Below are 16,345 nucleotides of genomic sequence, written 5' to 3'. Positions count from 1 at the left end.
ACGCGATGCCCCAGGTGGACCCCGAGCTGTTCGACCGCGGCCAGTTCCAGGCGGAACTGGCCCTCAAGGCGAGCCCCATCGCCGCCTTCAAGAAAGCCATCCGCCAGGCCGGCGAGGTGCTCGACAAGCGTTTCCGCAGTGGCAACGAAATTCGCCCGCTGATCGAGGCCCGCGCCTGGCTGGTCGACAACATCCTGCAACAGGCCTGGAACCAGTTCGACTGGGGCGATCAGAGCGGCATCGCCCTGGTCGCGGTGGGCGGTTACGGGCGCGGTGAGCTGCATCCGCATTCGGACATCGACCTGCTGATCCTGCTGGGTGCCGCCGAACACGAGCAGTACCGCGATGCCATCGAACGGTTTCTCACCCTGCTGTGGGACATCGGCCTGGAAGTTGGCCAGAGCGTGCGCACCGTCGACGAATGCGCAGAGCAGGCCCGAGCCGACCTGACGGTTATCACCAACCTGATGGAAAGCCGCACCATTGCCGGTCCCGAAGCGCTGCGCCAGCGCATGCTGGAAGTGACCAGCACTGCGCACATGTGGCCGAGCAAGGACTTCTTCCTGGCCAAGCGGGCTGAACTCAAGGCCCGCCACCACAAGTACAACGACACCGAGTACAACCTCGAACCCAATGTGAAAGGTTCACCCGGTGGCCTGCGCGACATCCAGACAGTGCTGTGGGTGGCCCGCCGCCAGTACGGCACCCTCAACCTGCACGCACTGGCCGGCGAAGGTTTCCTGCTGGAAAGCGAGAACGAGCTGCTGGCCTCGTCCCAGGACTTCCTGTGGAGGGTGCGCTACGCTCTGCACATGCTGGCCGGGCGCGCCGAGGACCGCCTGCTGTTCGACCACCAGCGCAGCATCGCCGCGCTGCTGGGCTACAGCGACGACAACCCCAAGCGGGCGATCGAGCAGTTCATGCAGCAGTACTACCGGGTGGTGATGAGCATCAGCCAGTTGTGCGACCTGATCATCCAGCACTTCGAGGAAGTCATCCTCGCCGATGACGACAGCGGCACCACCCAGCCCCTGAATGCGCGCTTCCGCCTGCATGACGGCTATATAGAAGCGGCCAGGCCGAACGTGTTCAGGCGCACGCCGTTCGCCATGCTGGAAATCTTCGTGCTGATGGCCCAGCACCCCGAGATCAAGGGCGTACGTGCCGATACGGTGCGGCTGCTGCGTGAGCACCGGCACCTGATCGACGACACCTTCCGCACCGATATCCGCAACACCAGCCTGTTCATCGAGCTGTTCAAGTGCGAAATCGGCATCCACCGCAACCTGCGGCGGATGAACCGCTACGGTATCCTCGGCCGCTATTTGCCCGAGTTCGGCCTGATTGTCGGGCAAATGCAGCACGACCTGTTCCACATCTACACGGTCGATGCGCACACCCTCAACCTCATCAAGCACCTGCGCAAGCTGCAATACACGCCGGTGTCCGAGAAATTCCCGCTGGCCAGCAAGCTCATGGGGCGCCTGCCCAAGCCCGAGCTGATCTACCTGGCCGGCCTGTACCACGACATCGGCAAGGGCCGCCAGGGCGACCATTCGGAGCTGGGCGCGGTGGACGCGCAGAAGTTCTGCGAACGCCACCAGTTGCCGGCCTGGGACAGCCGGTTGATCGTCTGGCTGGTGCAGAACCACCTGGTAATGTCGACCACCGCCCAGCGCAAGGACTTGTCCGACCCTCAGGTGATCAACGATTTTGCCCTGCACGTGGGCGACGAGACACGCCTGGACTACCTGTACGTGCTGACCGTGGCCGATATCAACGCCACCAACCCCAGCCTGTGGAATTCGTGGCGGGCCAGCCTGCTGCGCCAGCTGTACACCGAGACCAAGCGCGCCCTGCGCCGTGGCCTGGAAAACCCGCTGGACCGCGAAGAGCAGATTCGCCAGACCCAATCGGCGGCGCTGGATATCCTGGTGCGCGAAGGCACCGACCCGGACGACGTCGAGCAACTGTGGTCGCAGCTGGGCGATGACTACTTCCTCAAGCACACCGCCGCCGACGTGGCATGGCACAGTGACGCGATTCTCCAGCAGCCGGCCGATGGCGGGCCGCTGGTGCTGATCAAGGAAACCACCCAGCGCGAATTCGAGGGTGGCACGCAGATCTTCATCTATGCCCCCGACCAGCACGACTTCTTCGCCGTGACGGTGGCGGCCATGTCGCAGCTGAACCTGAACATTCATGACGCGCGGATCATCACTTCGAGCAGCCAGTTCACTCTCGATACCTATATCGTGCTGGACAACGACGGCGGCTCGATCGGCGACAACCCGCAGCGGGTCAAGCAGATTCGCGATGGCCTGACCGAAGCGCTGCGCAACCCCGAGGACTACCCGACCATCATCCAGCGCCGGGTACCGCGCCAGCTCAAGCACTTCGACTTCCCGCCACAGGTGACCATTCTCAACGATGCCCAGCGACCGGTGACCATCCTCGAAATCACCGCACCCGACCGCCCAGGCCTGCTGGCCCGGCTGGGGCGGATCTTCCTGGAGTTCGACCTGTCGCTGCAGAACGCCAAGATCGCCACCCTTGGCGAGCGGGTGGAAGACGTGTTCTTCATCACCGATGCCGACAACCAGCCGCTGTCCGACCCACAGCTGTGCAGCCGGCTGCAGGAGGCCATCGTCCAGCAGCTGCAGGCCGGCCAGGCCAGCGATGCCAGCCCTACCCGCGTAACCTTTTAACGACTAGACGATTGACGAGACCTTGCGCCGATGAACCATGCCTTGACCCAGCTTCAGCCCTACCCGTTCGAGAAACTTCGCGCCCTGCTGGGTAGCGTTGCACCTGCGGCGGACAAGCGCGCCATCGCCCTGTCGATCGGTGAGCCGAAGCACGAATCGCCGGCGTTCGTTGCCCAGGCCATGGCCGACAACCTCGACAAGCTGGCAGTGTACCCAAGCACCATCGGCCTGCCGGCCCTGCGCCAGGCCATCGGCCAGTGGTGCGAGCGGCGCTTCGGCGTACCGGCCGGCTGGCTGGACGCTGACCGCCACATCCTGCCGGTCAACGGCACCCGCGAAGCGTTGTTCGCCTTCACCCAGGCCGTGGTCAACCGCGCCGATGACGGGCTGGTGGTCAGCCCCAACCCGTTCTACCAGATCTACGAAGGCGCAGCGCTGCTGGCCGGTGCCACCCCGCACTACCTGCCCTGCCTGGAAAGCAACGGTTTCAACCCCGACTTCGATGCCGTGCCGGCTGAAGTGTGGAAGCGTTGCCAGATCCTGTTCCTGTGCTCGCCGGGCAACCCCACCGGCGCACTGGTGCCGATGGCCACCCTGAAGAAGCTGATTGCCCTGGCCGACGAGCACGACTTCGTGATTGCCGCCGACGAGTGCTACAGCGAGCTGTACTTCGACGAGGATGCCCCACCACCAGGCCTGCTGACTGCCTGTGCGGAACTGGGCCGCAGCGACTTCAAGCGCTGCGTGGTATTCCACAGCCTGTCCAAGCGCTCCAACCTGCCGGGCCTGCGCTCCGGCTTCGTCGCCGGTGACGCCGAGATCATCAAGCCGTTCCTGCTGTACCGTACCTACCACGGCTGCGCCATGCCGGTACAAACCCAGCTGGCCAGCATTGCTGCCTGGCAGGACGAGGCGCATGTGCGCGAGAATCGCGACCAGTACCGCGCCAAGTACGATGCCGTGCTGGATATCCTGCAGCCGGTGCTGGATGTGCAGCGCCCGGATGGCAGCTTTTACTTGTGGGCCAAGGTACCCGGCGGCGATGCCGAATTCACCCGCGACCTGTTCGAGGCCCAGCATGTGACGGTGGTGCCGGGGTCGTACCTGTCGCGTGAAGTGGATGGCGTGAACCCGGGTGCCGGGCGTGTGCGCATGGCACTGGTTGCACCGCTGGCCGAGTGCATCGAGGCGGCGGAGCGAATTCGCGCGTTTCTGCAGAACCGCTGATTTCGCAAGACCTGTGGGAGCGGGTTTACCCGCGAAGAATGCAACGCGGTGCATGGCACCGGCTTTGCCGGTGTTCGCGGGTGAACCCGCTCCCACAGGAGCCCTAAGAGGGAAGCCCCACGATCTACCTGACTGCCCCCAGGTTTGCCTCACTCATATCCAGCTCCCCCAGCACCTGCCGCACCACCTCATCCCCCACCAGATGCTGGCGATGCAGGTTGTACAGTTCCAACCGCTGCGCCCGCAGCGCCCGCAAGCGCAAACGCCGCTCCAGCAGGTCCATCTGCTCGGCCAGGGCCTTGGCCTCGGCGCTGTCGTTATAGCTGTCCAGCTCATCACGGTATTCCGCCATCAAGCGCGCCTTCAACTCGGTCGCCAGAGTCGCCTGCGCGGCATCCTGCGGCGCATTGCTGTCGATCACTTCCTCGGCCTCCAGCGCATGGATCGCCGCCTCGGCCGTGCGTCGCCACGCTTCCTGCACCTCCTGATGCAGCCGCTCGTCCGGGCTTTTGGTAATACCGCGCAGTAAAATCGGCAACGCGATACAGGCACTGATCAATGACAGCAGGATCACCCCCGCCGCAATGAAAATCAGCAGGTCACGCTCCGGGAAGGCTTTGCCCGCCCCTATCAGCAGCGGGATCGACATCACGCCGGCCAGGGTGACCGCACCGCGCACACCACCCAGGGTCAGCAACCAGCAGGAACGCGCCGTGGGCATCAGCACCAGCGCGGGCTTGCCGCGCCAGCGGCGTACCACACCGATCGAGCGCCAGATGCTCTGCACCCAGATGAACCGCAACAAGATCAGCGCGGCAAAGATCGCCACCACGTCCAGACAGCGGTAGGCCAGGGTCGGCCATACAGTCGCTTCGTGGCTGACCACCGCCTTGATGATGTCTGGCAGCTGCAGGCCCAACAGCAGGAAAATCAGGCCATTGAAAGCGAACTCCAACAGCGACCACACGCTGCGGTTGAGCAGGCGCGTGCTGGTCTGCCTTGGCAGCAGGTCGAGCCAGCTCTGCATCATGCCGGCCGCCACCGCCGAAAGGATGCCCGACACGCCCAGGCGCTCGGCCAGCACGTAGGCGGCGAAAGGCAGCAGCAACATGAACACCACGTGGGTGGCCGGGTCGTCCCAGCCGCGGGCGATCATCCATGCCCGCAGGCGGCCGATCAGCCAGCTCAGGGCCACGCCCACCGCCAGGCCGCCCAGGGCGACCAGAACGAAGCTGAAGCTTGCATCCGTCAGCGAGAACACCCCGGTGATCGCCGCCGCCAGGGCAAACTTGAAGGTCACCAGGCCCGAGGCATCGTTCATCAGGGCCTCGCCCTGGAGCATGTGCATCAGCGGGGTGGGCAGCCGGTCCTGGGTAATGGCCGAAACCGCCACGGCGTCGGTCGGCGACAGCACTGCGGCCAGGGCGAAGGCCACGGGCAGCGGGATGCTTGGCAGCAACCAGTGAATGAAGTAACCGGCACCGACCACGGTAAACAGCACAAGGCCCACGGCCAGCGCCACCACCGGCCCACGAATGCGCCACAACTCGCGCTTGGGAATGCGCCAGCCGTCGGCGAACAACAGCGGCGGCAGGAACAGGAACAGGAACAGCTCGGGGTCCAGTGCCACATGCAGGCCCAGTGTCGGCCAGGCGAGCAAGGCACCGGCGGCGATCTGCACCAGCGGCAAGGGCAGCGGAATCATGCGGCCGACCAGCTTCGACACGCTGACCAGCGTCAGCAGGATGAGAACGGTATAGGCGGACTGCATCCGGGAAAGCTTCCTTTGTGAACCAGAGACGACAACAGGGCGAAACATCGCCATTGAAACAATATGTTAGCGGCGATGGGCGATTCGGGGCCGCTGCACGATAGTCGCAGGTGGCAGATGAATATGTAACATGATGATACCCAGCAATCGTGACTGAGGTTGGCGAGCATCGTGCGCTAGTCAGCGCTTGAACTGCTGAAAACCCGTCGTATAATCATGCTTAACGAATAACGTTAAGCATTCAGCCTCATGATTCGAAGCTTTAGCTGTGCCGACACGGAAGCACTTTTTATTCATGGAAAGACACGGCGTTGGTCAGATATCAAGTCAGTTGCGGAACGCAAACTGGCCATGCTCGATGCCGCAACAGAGCTGCGAGACCTTCGGTCGCCACCTGGCAACCGTCTCGAGGCATTGAGCGGCAACCGTGCCGGCCAGCACAGTATCCGTGTCAATGACCAATGGCGCCTGTGCTTTACCTGGACCGACAACGGGCCGATTAACGTTGAAATTGTCGATTACCACTGAGGTGCATCATGCTCAAGAACGGTATGCGTCCGATTCATCCCGGAGAAGTCCTGCGTGAGGACTTTCAGAAAGAAATGGGTTTCAGCGCCGCGGCACTGGCCCGGGCGCTAGGCGTTGCCACGCCAACCGTCAACAACATCCTGCGTGAACGGGGCGGTGTTTCCGCCGACATGGCGCTGCGCCTGTCCATCTGCCTGGACACCACCCCCGAGTTCTGGCTCAACCTGCAGACCGCCTTCGATCTGCGCACCGCCGAACAGCAACACGGTGATGAGATCATCGGTTCGGTACAGCGCCTGGTCGCTTGAGACATACCTTGATCAATAAACGTGGGCACCACGGGCGTGGCGCCGCGAGGATCGTTCCCGCATAATCCCGCGACTGAAATTGGAAAACGGAGAGATTGGGGCAGCCTGTGACCCCAATGCACACAATGACCTACACGCTCTACGGCATCAAAGCCTGTGACACCATGAAAAAGGCGCGTACCTGGCTCGAAGACCAGGCCATCGCCTACGAATTCCACGACTACAAGGCCCAAGGCATCGATCGTGACAGCCTGAATCGCTGGTGCGACGAACACGGCTGGGAAGTCATCCTCAACCGTGCCGGCACCACCTTCCGCAAGCTGGACGACGCCAGCAAGGCCGACCTCGACCAGGCCAAGGCCGTCGAGCTGATGCTGGCCCAGCCGTCGATGATCAAGCGCCCGGTGCTCGACCTTGGCGCGCGTACCCTGGTCGGCTTCAAGCCCGACCTGTATGCCGCTGCCCTGGCCTGAGCCGCTACCCTATTTCGCACGAGGTAATCACATGTCCAATACCCTGTTCAGCCTGGCCTTCGGTGTCGGCTCCCAGAACCGCCAGGGCGCCTGGCTGGAAGTGTTCTACGCACAACCGCTGCTCAACCCGAGCGCCGAACTGGTCGCTGCAGTAGCCCCGGTTCTCGGTTACCAAGGTGGCAACCAGGCCATCGCCTTCAGCAACGCCCAGGCCGCGCAACTGGCCGAAGCCGTGAAAGGCGTGGATGCCGCCCAGGCCGCCCTGCTGACCCGCCTGGCTGAAAGCCACAAGCCGCTGGTCGCCACCCTGCTGGCCGAAGACGCCGCGCTGACCTCGACCCCAGAGGCCTACCTCAAGCTGCACCTGCTGTCGCACCGCCTGGTCAAGCCGCACGGCGTGAGCCTGGCCGGCATCTTCCCGCTGCTGCCGAACGTGGCCTGGACCAACCAGGGCGCGGTCGACCTGGCCGAACTCGCCGAACTGCAACTGGAAGCGCGCCTGAAGGGCGAGCTGCTGGAAGTGTTCTCGGTGGACAAGTTCCCGAAGATGACCGACTACGTGGTCCCGGCCGGCGTACGTATCGCCGACACCGCCCGCGTGCGCCTGGGCGCCTACATCGGCGAAGGCACCACCATCATGCACGAAGGCTTCGTCAACTTTAACGCCGGCACCGAAGGCCCGGGCATGATCGAAGGCCGCGTTTCCGCGGGCGTATTCGTCGGCAAGGGCTCGGACCTGGGCGGCGGCTGCTCGACCATGGGCACCCTGTCCGGTGGCGGCAACATCGTCATCAAGGTTGGCGAAGGCTGCCTGATCGGCGCCAACGCCGGTATCGGCATTCCGCTGGGCGACCGCAACACCGTCGAAGCCGGCCTGTACATCACCGCCGGTACCAAGGTGAACCTGCTGGACGAGAACAACCAGCTGGTCAAGGTGGTCAAGGCCCGCGACCTGGCCGGCCAGACCGACCTGCTGTTCCGCCGCAACTCGCTGAATGGCGCGGTGGAGTGCAAGACCCACAAGTCGGCCATCGAGCTGAACGAGGCGCTGCACGCGCACAACTGAGAACCCTCGGCGGTTTGAAGTGTTAAGATCGGGTCTGGCGCCAAGGTGCCAGACCCGATTTTCATTCCAGGCCCCGCGACCATGTTCCAGCCCTCCCCCTGGCGTGCCGATTTTCCCGCCATCGCCGCCCTGCAACGGCAGCACCAGACCTACCTGGACAGCGCCGCCACCACCCAGAAGCCGCAAGCCTTGCTCGATGCCCTGAGCCATTACTACGGCCATGGCGCGGCCAACGTGCACCGTGCCCAGCACTTGCCCGGCGCACTGGCGACCCAGGCCTTCGAAACCAGTCGTGACAAGGTTGCCGCCTGGCTCAATGCTGCAGACTCGCGGCAGATCATCTTCACCCACGGTGCTACCTCGGCGCTGAACTTGCTGGCCTACGGCCTGGAGCACCGCTTCGAGGCCGGTGACGAAATTGCCGTCAGCGCCCTGGAGCACCATGCCAACCTGCTGCCCTGGCAACAGTTGGCGCGCCGGCGCAACCTGCGCCTGGTGGTGCTGCCGCTGGATGCCCATGGCCGCATCGACCTGGACCAGGCGCTGCAACTGATCGGCCCGCGCACCCGGGTGCTGGCGGTGAGCCAGCTGTCCAATGTGCTGGGCACCTGGCAGCCGCTGCCGGCACTGCTGGCCCATGCCCGCGCCCAAGGCGCGTTAACCGTGGTCGACGGTGCCCAGGGCGTGGTGCATGGCCGCCATGATGTGCAGCAGCTCGGCTGCGACTTCTATGTTTTCTCCAGCCACAAGCTGTACGGCCCGGAAGGCGTTGGCGTGCTGTACGGCCGCAGCCAGGCGCTGGACCTGCTGCACCACTGGCAGTTCGGCGGCGAGATGGTGCAAATGGCCGAGTACCACAGCGCCAGCTTTCGCCCGGCACCGCTGGGGTTCGAGGCCGGTACGCCGCCGATCGCCGGAGTGATCGGCCTGGGTGCGACCCTGGACTACCTGGCAAGCCTCGATGCCCAGGCACTCGAAGCCCATGAAACCAGCCTGCACCAGCACCTGCTACGCGGCCTGGCGGACCGCGATGGCGTACGCATCCTCGGCACCCCACAGGCGGCCCTTGCCAGTTTCGTCATTGAAGGCGTGCACAACGCCGACATCGCTCACCTGCTGACCGAGCAAGGCATTGCCGTGCGTGCCGGCCATCACTGTGCCATGCCGCTGCTGAAGGGTTTGGGCCTGGAGGGCGCGATCCGCGTGTCATTGGGGCTGTATAACGATAGCGATGACTTGCAGCGTTTCTTCGCGGCGCTGGACCAAGGCCTGGAGCTGTTGCGATGACGCTGCCCGATCAGGCGCGCCAGGCGCTGGAAGCTTTCGAGCAGGGCAAGGGTTGGGAACAGCGTGCGCGGCTGCTGATGCAGTGGGGCGACCGGCTGGAGCCGCTGGCTGACAGCGAAAAGACCGAGGCTAACCGCGTGCATGGCTGCGAAAGCCTGGTATGGCTGGTGGCCGAGCAGGTCGAGGGCCTGTGGCGGTTCAAGGCCAGCAGCGATGCACGCCTGTTGCGCGGGCTGCTGGCGTTGTTGCTGGTGCGGGTGCAGGGGTTGGCCAACGAAGAGCTCGCCGGGCTCGATCTGCGTGAGTGGTTCACTCAGCTAGGCCTGGAGCGTCAGCTGTCGCCATCGCGCAGCAATGGGCTGCATGCGGTGTTGCAGCGGATGGCGGAGTTGGCTTCCAACCGTTGAATCGGTGCTGGCCTCTTCGCGGGTAAACCCGCTCCCACAAGTATTGCATCTCTCTCAAGGAGGATGAGGCCCCCTGTGGGAGCGGGTTTACCCGCGAAGAAGCCCACGCGGTCTATTCAGGCTTGACCCGCTCCGAAGGCCGCCGCGCCCCCGCTACCAGTTTTTCCACCGCCTTGCTAGCCGCCACCATGCCAAAGGTCGCGGTTACCATCATCACCGCGCCAAAGCCACCCGAGCAGTCCAGCCGCACGCCCTCGCCCACGAAGCTTTTCTGCAGGCAAACGCTGCCATCGCCCTTGGGGTAGCGCAGCTGTTCGCTGGAGAACACGCATGGCACACCATAGTTGCGGCTGACATTGCGCGAGAAGTTGTAGTCGCGACGCAAGGTGGAACGCACCCGCGAGGCCAGCGGGTCGTTGAAGGTCTTGTTCAGGTCGGCGATCTGGATTTGGGTCGGGTCGATCTGCCCACCGGCGCCACCGGTAGTGACGATGGCGATCTTGCGCCGCCGGCACCAGGCGATCAGCGCCGCCTTGGCCATGACGCTGTCGATACAGTCGATCACACAGTCGAGGTTCTCGGTGATGTATTCGACCATGGTGTCGCGGGTGACGAAGTCGGCCACTGCATGCACCGTGCACGCCGGGTTGATAGCCCGCAGGCGCTCGGCCATGACCTCGACCTTGGGCCGCCCCACCTGCCCTTCCAGGGCATGGGCCTGGCGGTTGGTGTTGCTGACGCACACATCGTCGAGGTCGAACAGGGTGATCTCGCCCACGCCACTGCGTGCCAGCGCTTCCGCCGCCCACGAGCCTACCCCGCCTATACCGACCACGGCCACATGGGCCTGGCTCAGACGGTGCAGCCCCTGGTCGCCATACAGCCGGGCAACGCCGGCGAAGCGTGGATCTTCTGTGCTCATGTTCATACCCCAAAAAACCGGCGCGCATTATATGCCAGCGGGCCCATGGCCTGCATCGTTAGGAAAGAGACTACCAACCCTGCTTTAATGTCCTATCACTTCGACACATATGGACGACAATGTCTTCACGTAAATTCGGCCTGAACCTGGTCGTGGTCCTGGCCATCGCCGCGTTGTTCACCGGGTTCTGGGCACTGATCAACCGCCCGGTCTCCGCCCCCGCCTGGCCAGAGCAGATCTCTGGTTTCTCGTATTCACCGTTCCGTCTGGGCGAAAGCCCGCAGAAGGGCCAGTACCCCAGTGACAACGAGATGCGCCAGGACCTGGAGCAGTTGAGCAAACTGACCGACAGCATCCGGATCTACACCGTGGAGGGCACCCAGGCGGATATCCCGCGCCTGGCCGAGGAGTTCGGCCTGCGGGTGACGCTGGGCATCTGGATCAGCCCGGACCTGGAGCGCAACGAACGCGAAATCGCCACGGCCATCCAGCTGGCCAACAACTCGCGCAGCGTGGTTCGGGTAGTGGTCGGCAACGAAGCGCTGTTCCGTGAAGAAGTCACCCCGGAAAACCTGATCAAGTACCTCGATCGGGTACGCGCAGCCGTCAAGGTGCCGGTGACCACCAGTGAGCAATGGCACATCTGGAAGGAAAACCCGCAGCTGGCCAAGCACGTCGACCTGATTGCCGCGCACATCCTGCCGTACTGGGAGTTCGTGCCGATGAAGGATTCGGTCGAGTTCGTGCTCGACCGCGCCCGCGAGCTGAAGCACCAGTTCCCGCGCAAACCCCTGCTGTTGTCGGAAGTTGGCTGGCCGAGCAACGGCCGCATGCGCGGCGGCGCCGATGCCACCCAGGCCGACCAGGCCATCTACCTGCGCACCCTGGTCAACACCCTCAACCGGCGTGGCTACAACTACTTCGTCATCGAAGCCTATGACCAGCCGTGGAAGGCCAGCGACGAAGGCTCGGTGGGTGCGTACTGGGGCGTGTACAACGCCGAACGCCAGCAAAAATTCAACTTCGACGGCCCGGTGGTGGCGATCCCGCAATGGCGTGCCCTGGCGGTGGCCTCGGTGGTGCTGGCGATGATTGCCCTGATGGTGCTGTTCATCGACGGTTCGGCCCTGCGCCAGCGAGGCCGCACCTTCCTGACCTTCATCACCTTCCTGTGCGGGTCGGTGCTGGTATGGATCGCCTACGACTACAGCCAGCAATACAGCACCTGGTTCAGCCTTACCGTGGGCGTGTTGCTGGCCCTCGGCGCGCTGGGCGTGTTCATCGTTTTGCTCACCGAGGCCCACGAACTGGCCGAGGCGGTGTGGATACACAAGCGCCGGCGCGAGTTCCTGCCGGTGCAGGCCGACAGCGCCTACCGGCCCAAGGTGTCGGTGCATGTGCCGTGCTACAACGAGCCGCCAGAGATGGTCAAACAGACCCTCGATGCCCTGGCCGCGCTGGACTACCCCGACTACGAAGTGCTGGTGATCGACAACAACACCAAGGACCCAGCCGTGTGGGAGCCGCTAAAGGCCCATTGCGAGAAGCTCGGCGAGCGCTTCAGGTTCTTCCATGTCGCGCCCCTGGCCGGCTTCAAGGGCGGCGCGCTGAACTACCTGATCCCGCATACCGCCAAGGACGCAGAAGTGATCGCGGTGATCGACTCGGACTACTGCGTCGACCGCAACTGGCTCAAGCACATGGTGCCGCACTTCGCCGACCCGAAGATTGCCGTGGTGCAGTCGCCGCAGGACTACCGCGACCAGCACGAAAGCGCTTTCAAGAAGCTGTGCTACAGCGAGTACAAGGGTTTTTTCCACATCGGCATGGTCACCCGCAACGACCGTGACGCGATCATCCAGCACGGCACCATGACCATGACCCGGCGCAGCGTGCTGGAAGAGCTGGGCTGGGCCGAGTGGTGCATCTGCGAGGACGCCGAACTGGGCTTGCGAGTGTTCGAGAAGGGCCTGTCGGCAGCGTATGCCCACAACAGCTACGGCAAAGGCCTGATGCCAGACACCTTCATCGACTTCAAGAAGCAACGCTTCCGCTGGGCGTATGGTGCCATCCAGATCATCAAGCACCATGCCAGCGCCCTGTTGCGCGGCAAGGGTAGCGAGCTGACCCGCGGCCAGCGCTACCACTTCCTGGCCGGCTGGCTGCCGTGGATCGCTGATGGCATGAACATCTTCTTCACCATCGGTGCACTGCTGTGGTCGGCGGCAATGATCATCGTGCCGCACCGGGTCGACCCACCATTGATGATCTTTGCCATTCCACCGCTGGCACTGTTCTTCTTCAAGGTCGGCAAGATCATCTTCCTTTACCGCCGCGCCGTAGGGGTGAACCTGAAAGATGCCTTTGCAGCGGCGCTGGCGGGGCTGGCACTGTCGCATACCATCGCCAAGGCGGTGCTGTACGGGTTCTTCACCAGCAGCATGCCGTTCTTCCGCACGCCGAAAAACGCCGACAGCCATGGGTTGCTGGTGGCGATTTCCGAGGCGCGGGAAGAGCTGTTCATCATGTTGCTGTTGTGGGGCGCGGCGCTGGGTATCTACCTGGTGCAGGGCCTGCCGAGTTCGGACATGCGCTTCTGGGTGGCGATGTTGCTGGTGCAGTCGTTGCCTTATGTGGCGGCGTTGGTGATGGCGTTCCTGTCTTCGCTGCCCAAGCCTGGGGAGAAGGCCGCTGAGCCGCAGCAGGCTTGAGAATGCCGGGGGCGCTTTGCGCCCCTTTCGCGACACAAGGCCGCTCCTACAGTGGATCGCATCCTGTCAGATGCGGCGCGATCGCTTGTAGGAGCGGCCTTGTGTCGCGATGGGCCGCAAAGCGGCCCCATTGGCCTGACGGTTTGATATAAGATAACGCCCCTCAGATTTCCCCGCCTTGCCCCGGAGTCCCCCATGACGGCCCCTGCCGAGCTCTCGCCCACCCTACAACTGGCCTGCGACCTGATCCGTCGCCCCTCGGTCACCCCCGTCGACGCTGACTGCCAGGCGCAGATGATGAATCGCCTGGGCGCCGTGGGCTTCCAGCTGGAACCGATGCGTATCGAGGACGTCGACAACTTCTGGGCCACTCACGGCAACCAGGACGGCCCGGTGCTGTGCTTCGCCGGCCACACCGATGTGGTACCCACCGGCCCGGTACAGCAATGGCAGCATGAGCCGTTCGAAGCGCTGATCGACGCCGATGGCATGCTCTGCGGCCGTGGCGCCGCCGACATGAAAGGCAGCCTGGCCTCCATGGTGATTGCCAGCGAGCGCTTCGTGCAGGACTACCCGAACCACCGCGGCAAGGTGGCGTTCCTGATCACCAGCGACGAGGAAGGCCCGGCCCACCATGGCACCAAGGCCGTGGTCGAGCGCCTGAAAGCACGCAACGAGCGCCTGGACTGGTGCATCGTTGGCGAGCCCTCCAGCACCACCCTGCTGGGTGACGTGGTCAAGAACGGCCGCCGAGGCTCGTTGGGCGCCAAGCTCACAGTGCGCGGCAAGCAGGGCCATGTGGCCTACCCGCACCTGGCACGCAACCCGATCCACCTGGCCGCACCGGCCCTGGCAGAACTGGCGGCGGAGCACTGGGACGAAGGCAATGCGTTCTTCCCGCCGACCAGCTTCCAGATCTCCAACCTCAACTCCGGCACCGGTGCCACCAATGTGGTCCCGGGCGACCTGACCGCACTGTTCAACTTCCGCTTCTCCACCGAGTCGACTGTCGAAGACCTGCAGGCGCGGGTGTCGGCAATCCTCGACAAGCATGAGCTGGACTGGTCGATCGACTGGGCGCTGTCGGGCCTGCCGTTCCTTACCGAACCGGGCGAATTGCTGGACGCCGTTTCGGCCAGCATCAAGGGCGTCACCGGCCGCGACACCCAGCCGTCGACCAGCGGCGGTACCTCCGATGGCCGCTTCATCGCCACCATGGGCACCCAGGTGGTCGAACTCGGCCCGGTCAACGCCACCATCCACCAGGTGGATGAACGGATTCTGGCCAGCGACCTCGACCTGCTGACCGAAATCTACTACCAGACCCTGGTCCGGTTGCTCGCCTGATGCTCGCCTGCCCTCTTTGCCAGGCGCCACTGAGCCGGCTCGACAACGGTGTGGTGTGCCCGGCCGGCCACCGCTTCGACCGGGCCCGCCAGGGTTACCTGAACCTGCTGCCGGTGCAGCACAAGAACAGCCGCGACCCCGGTGACAACCAGGCCATGGTCGAAGCCCGCCGCAATTTTCTCGACGCCGGCCACTACGCGCCGGTGGCGCGCCGCCTGGCCGAGCTGGCCGCCGAGCGCCAGCCCGGGGCCTGGCTGGACATCGGCTGTGGCGAGGGTTACTACACTGCGCAGATCGCCCAGGCTCTGCCGGCTGCCGACGGCTACGCACTGGACATTTCCCGCGAGGCAGTCAAGCGTGCCTGCCGCCGCGCGCCCGAGGTTACCTGGATGGTCGCCAGCATGGCCCGCGTGCCGCTTGCCGACGCCAGCTGCCAGTTCATCGCCAGCGTGTTCAGCCCGCTGGACTGGGCCGAGGCCAAGCGCCTGCTCGGCCCCGGCGGCGGCCTGATGCGGGTCGGCCCCACCAGCGGCCACCTGATGGAACTGCGCGAAGTGCTCTACGATGAAGTGCGCCCGTATGCCGACGACAAACACCTGGCCCTGGTCCCCGAAGGCATGGCCCATGCCCACAGCGAAACCCTGGAGTTCCGCCTGAGCCTGGCCGCACCCAAGGCCCGCGCCGACCTGCTGGCCATGACCCCGCACGGCTGGCGCGCCAGTGCCGAAAAGCGTGCCCGGGTCATCGACCAGCCCGAGCCGTTCGAAGTCACGGTTTCCATGCGTTATGACTATTTCGTGCGCCAAGACTGAGCACACCCGGAGCCCTTATGCGCCAACCTGATATCGAGATCTACCTGAAGGACGCCGACGTCGACCACAAGCAGATTGCCGAGTGGCTCGCCCAGGCAATCGGCCCATGCAGCGAATGGAAGCAGAAAGGCCATACCTTCAAATGCCTGGCCGGTAACATTCCGGTCACCTGGCTACCCAAGGCTGTAGGGAAATGGAACAGCCTGTACCTGGAAAGCGACCAGACGCCGTGGGCCGATGACGTCGCCTGCGCCCGCGCTGCATTTGCTGCACTGGGTGTGGAAGTGCGTTGCGCGCCAGGTGGCTGGGTGGAAGAAGATGGGGAAGAAGATGCCGACCGCTGGGTCCGCATCAGCGCCGACGGTGAAGAGGAAATCACCTGGCGCACCGCTTGAGCGGTATTTTTTGTGGGAGCCGGCTTGCCGGCGATGCAGGCAACACGGTGCCTGGCACCGGCTTCGCCGGTGATCGCCGGCAAGCCGGCTCCCACACAAACCGTTACAGCTTGAGGCTCAGAGGCCCACTACGTCTTCGGCTTGCAGGCCTTTCTGGCCCTGCACGCAGGCGTATTCCACCCGTTGCCCTTCGACCAGGGTACGATGCCCCTCACCGCGGATCGCCCGATAGTGGACGAAGACATCCGCACCACCTTCGCGCTGAATGAAGCCATAACCCTTGGCATCGTTGAACCACTTTACATTCCCAGTCTCACGAGACGACATCTGAACTACTCCGGATTTTTATTGTGAAGATCGCCTTGCAGACACAGGGTCTGCTC

The 16,345-nt window shown here is 64.1% G+C and carries 15 protein-coding genes; 12 read left to right on the top strand and 3 right to left on the bottom strand.

Annotated features, from left to right (window positions below; all coding sequences use genetic code 11):
• Window positions 1-5: 5 nt before the first annotated feature.
• A complete protein-coding gene (locus R9B85_RS18305) occupies window positions 6-2,708 on the top strand; it encodes a [protein-PII] uridylyltransferase (RefSeq protein ID WP_207877136.1) in 2,703 nt (900 codons plus the stop codon).
• A gap of 30 nt (window positions 2,709-2,738) precedes the next feature.
• Complete coding sequence (gene dapC, locus R9B85_RS18300) at window positions 2,739-3,935, top strand: succinyldiaminopimelate transaminase (RefSeq protein ID WP_207877138.1); 1,197 nt, start codon at window positions 2,739-2,741, stop codon at window positions 3,933-3,935.
• A 124-nt stretch (window positions 3,936-4,059) separates the two neighbouring features.
• Here dapC and R9B85_RS18295 read toward each other — a convergent pair whose 3' ends face one another.
• A complete protein-coding gene (locus R9B85_RS18295) occupies window positions 4,060-5,706 on the bottom strand; it encodes a Na+/H+ antiporter (RefSeq protein WP_112251037.1) in 1,647 nt (548 codons plus the stop codon).
• A gap of 249 nt (window positions 5,707-5,955) precedes the next feature.
• Here R9B85_RS18295 and R9B85_RS18290 point away from each other — a divergent pair, with 249 nt between their 5' ends.
• The 6 genes from R9B85_RS18290 to R9B85_RS18265 all read left to right on the top strand — a co-directional run bounded on the left by R9B85_RS18290 (window position 5,956) and on the right by R9B85_RS18265 (window position 9,775).
• The gene (locus R9B85_RS18290; protein ID WP_112251035.1) at window positions 5,956-6,234 is read left to right on the top strand and encodes a type II toxin-antitoxin system RelE/ParE family toxin; all 279 of its coding nucleotides are present in this window, start codon (window positions 5,956-5,958) and stop codon (window positions 6,232-6,234) included.
• 8 nt (window positions 6,235-6,242) lie between these two features.
• The gene (gene graA / locus R9B85_RS18285) at window positions 6,243-6,542 is read left to right on the top strand and encodes a type II toxin-antitoxin system antitoxin GraA (protein WP_004375387.1); all 300 of its coding nucleotides are present in this window, start codon (window positions 6,243-6,245) and stop codon (window positions 6,540-6,542) included.
• A gap of 125 nt (window positions 6,543-6,667) precedes the next feature.
• Window positions 6,668-7,015, top strand: coding sequence for an ArsC family reductase (locus R9B85_RS18280; RefSeq protein WP_025337970.1), 348 nt, complete (start codon window positions 6,668-6,670; stop codon window positions 7,013-7,015).
• Between the two features lie 31 nt (window positions 7,016-7,046).
• Entirely contained in the window at window positions 7,047-8,081 is a 1,035-nt protein-coding gene (gene dapD, locus R9B85_RS18275; protein ID WP_025337969.1) for a 2,3,4,5-tetrahydropyridine-2,6-dicarboxylate N-succinyltransferase, read from the top strand.
• 81 nt (window positions 8,082-8,162) lie between these two features.
• Window positions 8,163-9,368, top strand: a complete 1,206-nt coding sequence (locus tag R9B85_RS18270) for a cysteine desulfurase (protein WP_423770423.1) — start codon at window positions 8,163-8,165, stop codon at window positions 9,366-9,368.
• Entirely contained in the window at window positions 9,365-9,775 is a 411-nt protein-coding gene (locus tag R9B85_RS18265; protein ID WP_112251031.1) for a SufE family protein, read from the top strand. Before R9B85_RS18270 ends, R9B85_RS18265 begins: the two co-directional genes overlap by 4 nt.
• A gap of 112 nt (window positions 9,776-9,887) precedes the next feature.
• Here R9B85_RS18265 and tcdA read toward each other — a convergent pair whose 3' ends face one another.
• Complete coding sequence (tcdA, locus tag R9B85_RS18260; RefSeq protein WP_181457314.1) at window positions 9,888-10,697, bottom strand: tRNA cyclic N6-threonylcarbamoyladenosine(37) synthase TcdA; 810 nt, start codon at window positions 10,695-10,697, stop codon at window positions 9,888-9,890.
• A gap of 119 nt (window positions 10,698-10,816) precedes the next feature.
• Here tcdA and R9B85_RS18255 point away from each other — a divergent pair, with 119 nt between their 5' ends.
• The 4 genes from R9B85_RS18255 (at window position 10,817) to R9B85_RS18240 (ending at window position 15,962) form a co-directional block, all read left to right on the top strand.
• The gene (locus tag R9B85_RS18255) at window positions 10,817-13,408 is read left to right on the top strand and encodes a glycosyltransferase (RefSeq protein WP_207877142.1); all 2,592 of its coding nucleotides are present in this window, start codon (window positions 10,817-10,819) and stop codon (window positions 13,406-13,408) included.
• A gap of 195 nt (window positions 13,409-13,603) precedes the next feature.
• The gene (gene dapE, locus R9B85_RS18250; protein ID WP_112251026.1) at window positions 13,604-14,755 is read left to right on the top strand and encodes a succinyl-diaminopimelate desuccinylase; all 1,152 of its coding nucleotides are present in this window, start codon (window positions 13,604-13,606) and stop codon (window positions 14,753-14,755) included.
• Complete coding sequence (locus tag R9B85_RS18245) at window positions 14,755-15,567, top strand: putative RNA methyltransferase (protein WP_207877144.1); 813 nt, start codon at window positions 14,755-14,757, stop codon at window positions 15,565-15,567. Before dapE ends, R9B85_RS18245 begins: the two co-directional genes overlap by 1 nt.
• A 17-nt stretch (window positions 15,568-15,584) precedes the next feature.
• A complete protein-coding gene (locus R9B85_RS18240) occupies window positions 15,585-15,962 on the top strand; it encodes a hypothetical protein (RefSeq protein ID WP_112251022.1) in 378 nt (125 codons plus the stop codon).
• A gap of 117 nt (window positions 15,963-16,079) precedes the next feature.
• Here R9B85_RS18240 and R9B85_RS18235 read toward each other — a convergent pair whose 3' ends face one another.
• Window positions 16,080-16,289, bottom strand: coding sequence for a cold-shock protein (locus tag R9B85_RS18235; protein ID WP_003252255.1), 210 nt, complete (start codon window positions 16,287-16,289; stop codon window positions 16,080-16,082).
• Window positions 16,290-16,345: the final 56 nt, after the last annotated feature.

Source organism: Pseudomonas sp. NLJ1 (genome assembly GCF_049486705.1).
Taxonomy (GTDB): domain Bacteria; phylum Pseudomonadota; class Gammaproteobacteria; order Pseudomonadales; family Pseudomonadaceae; genus Aquipseudomonas; species Aquipseudomonas inefficax.
The sequence above is the reverse complement of the archived record's forward strand: the minus strand, read 5'-3'. Positions and strand labels throughout refer to the sequence as shown.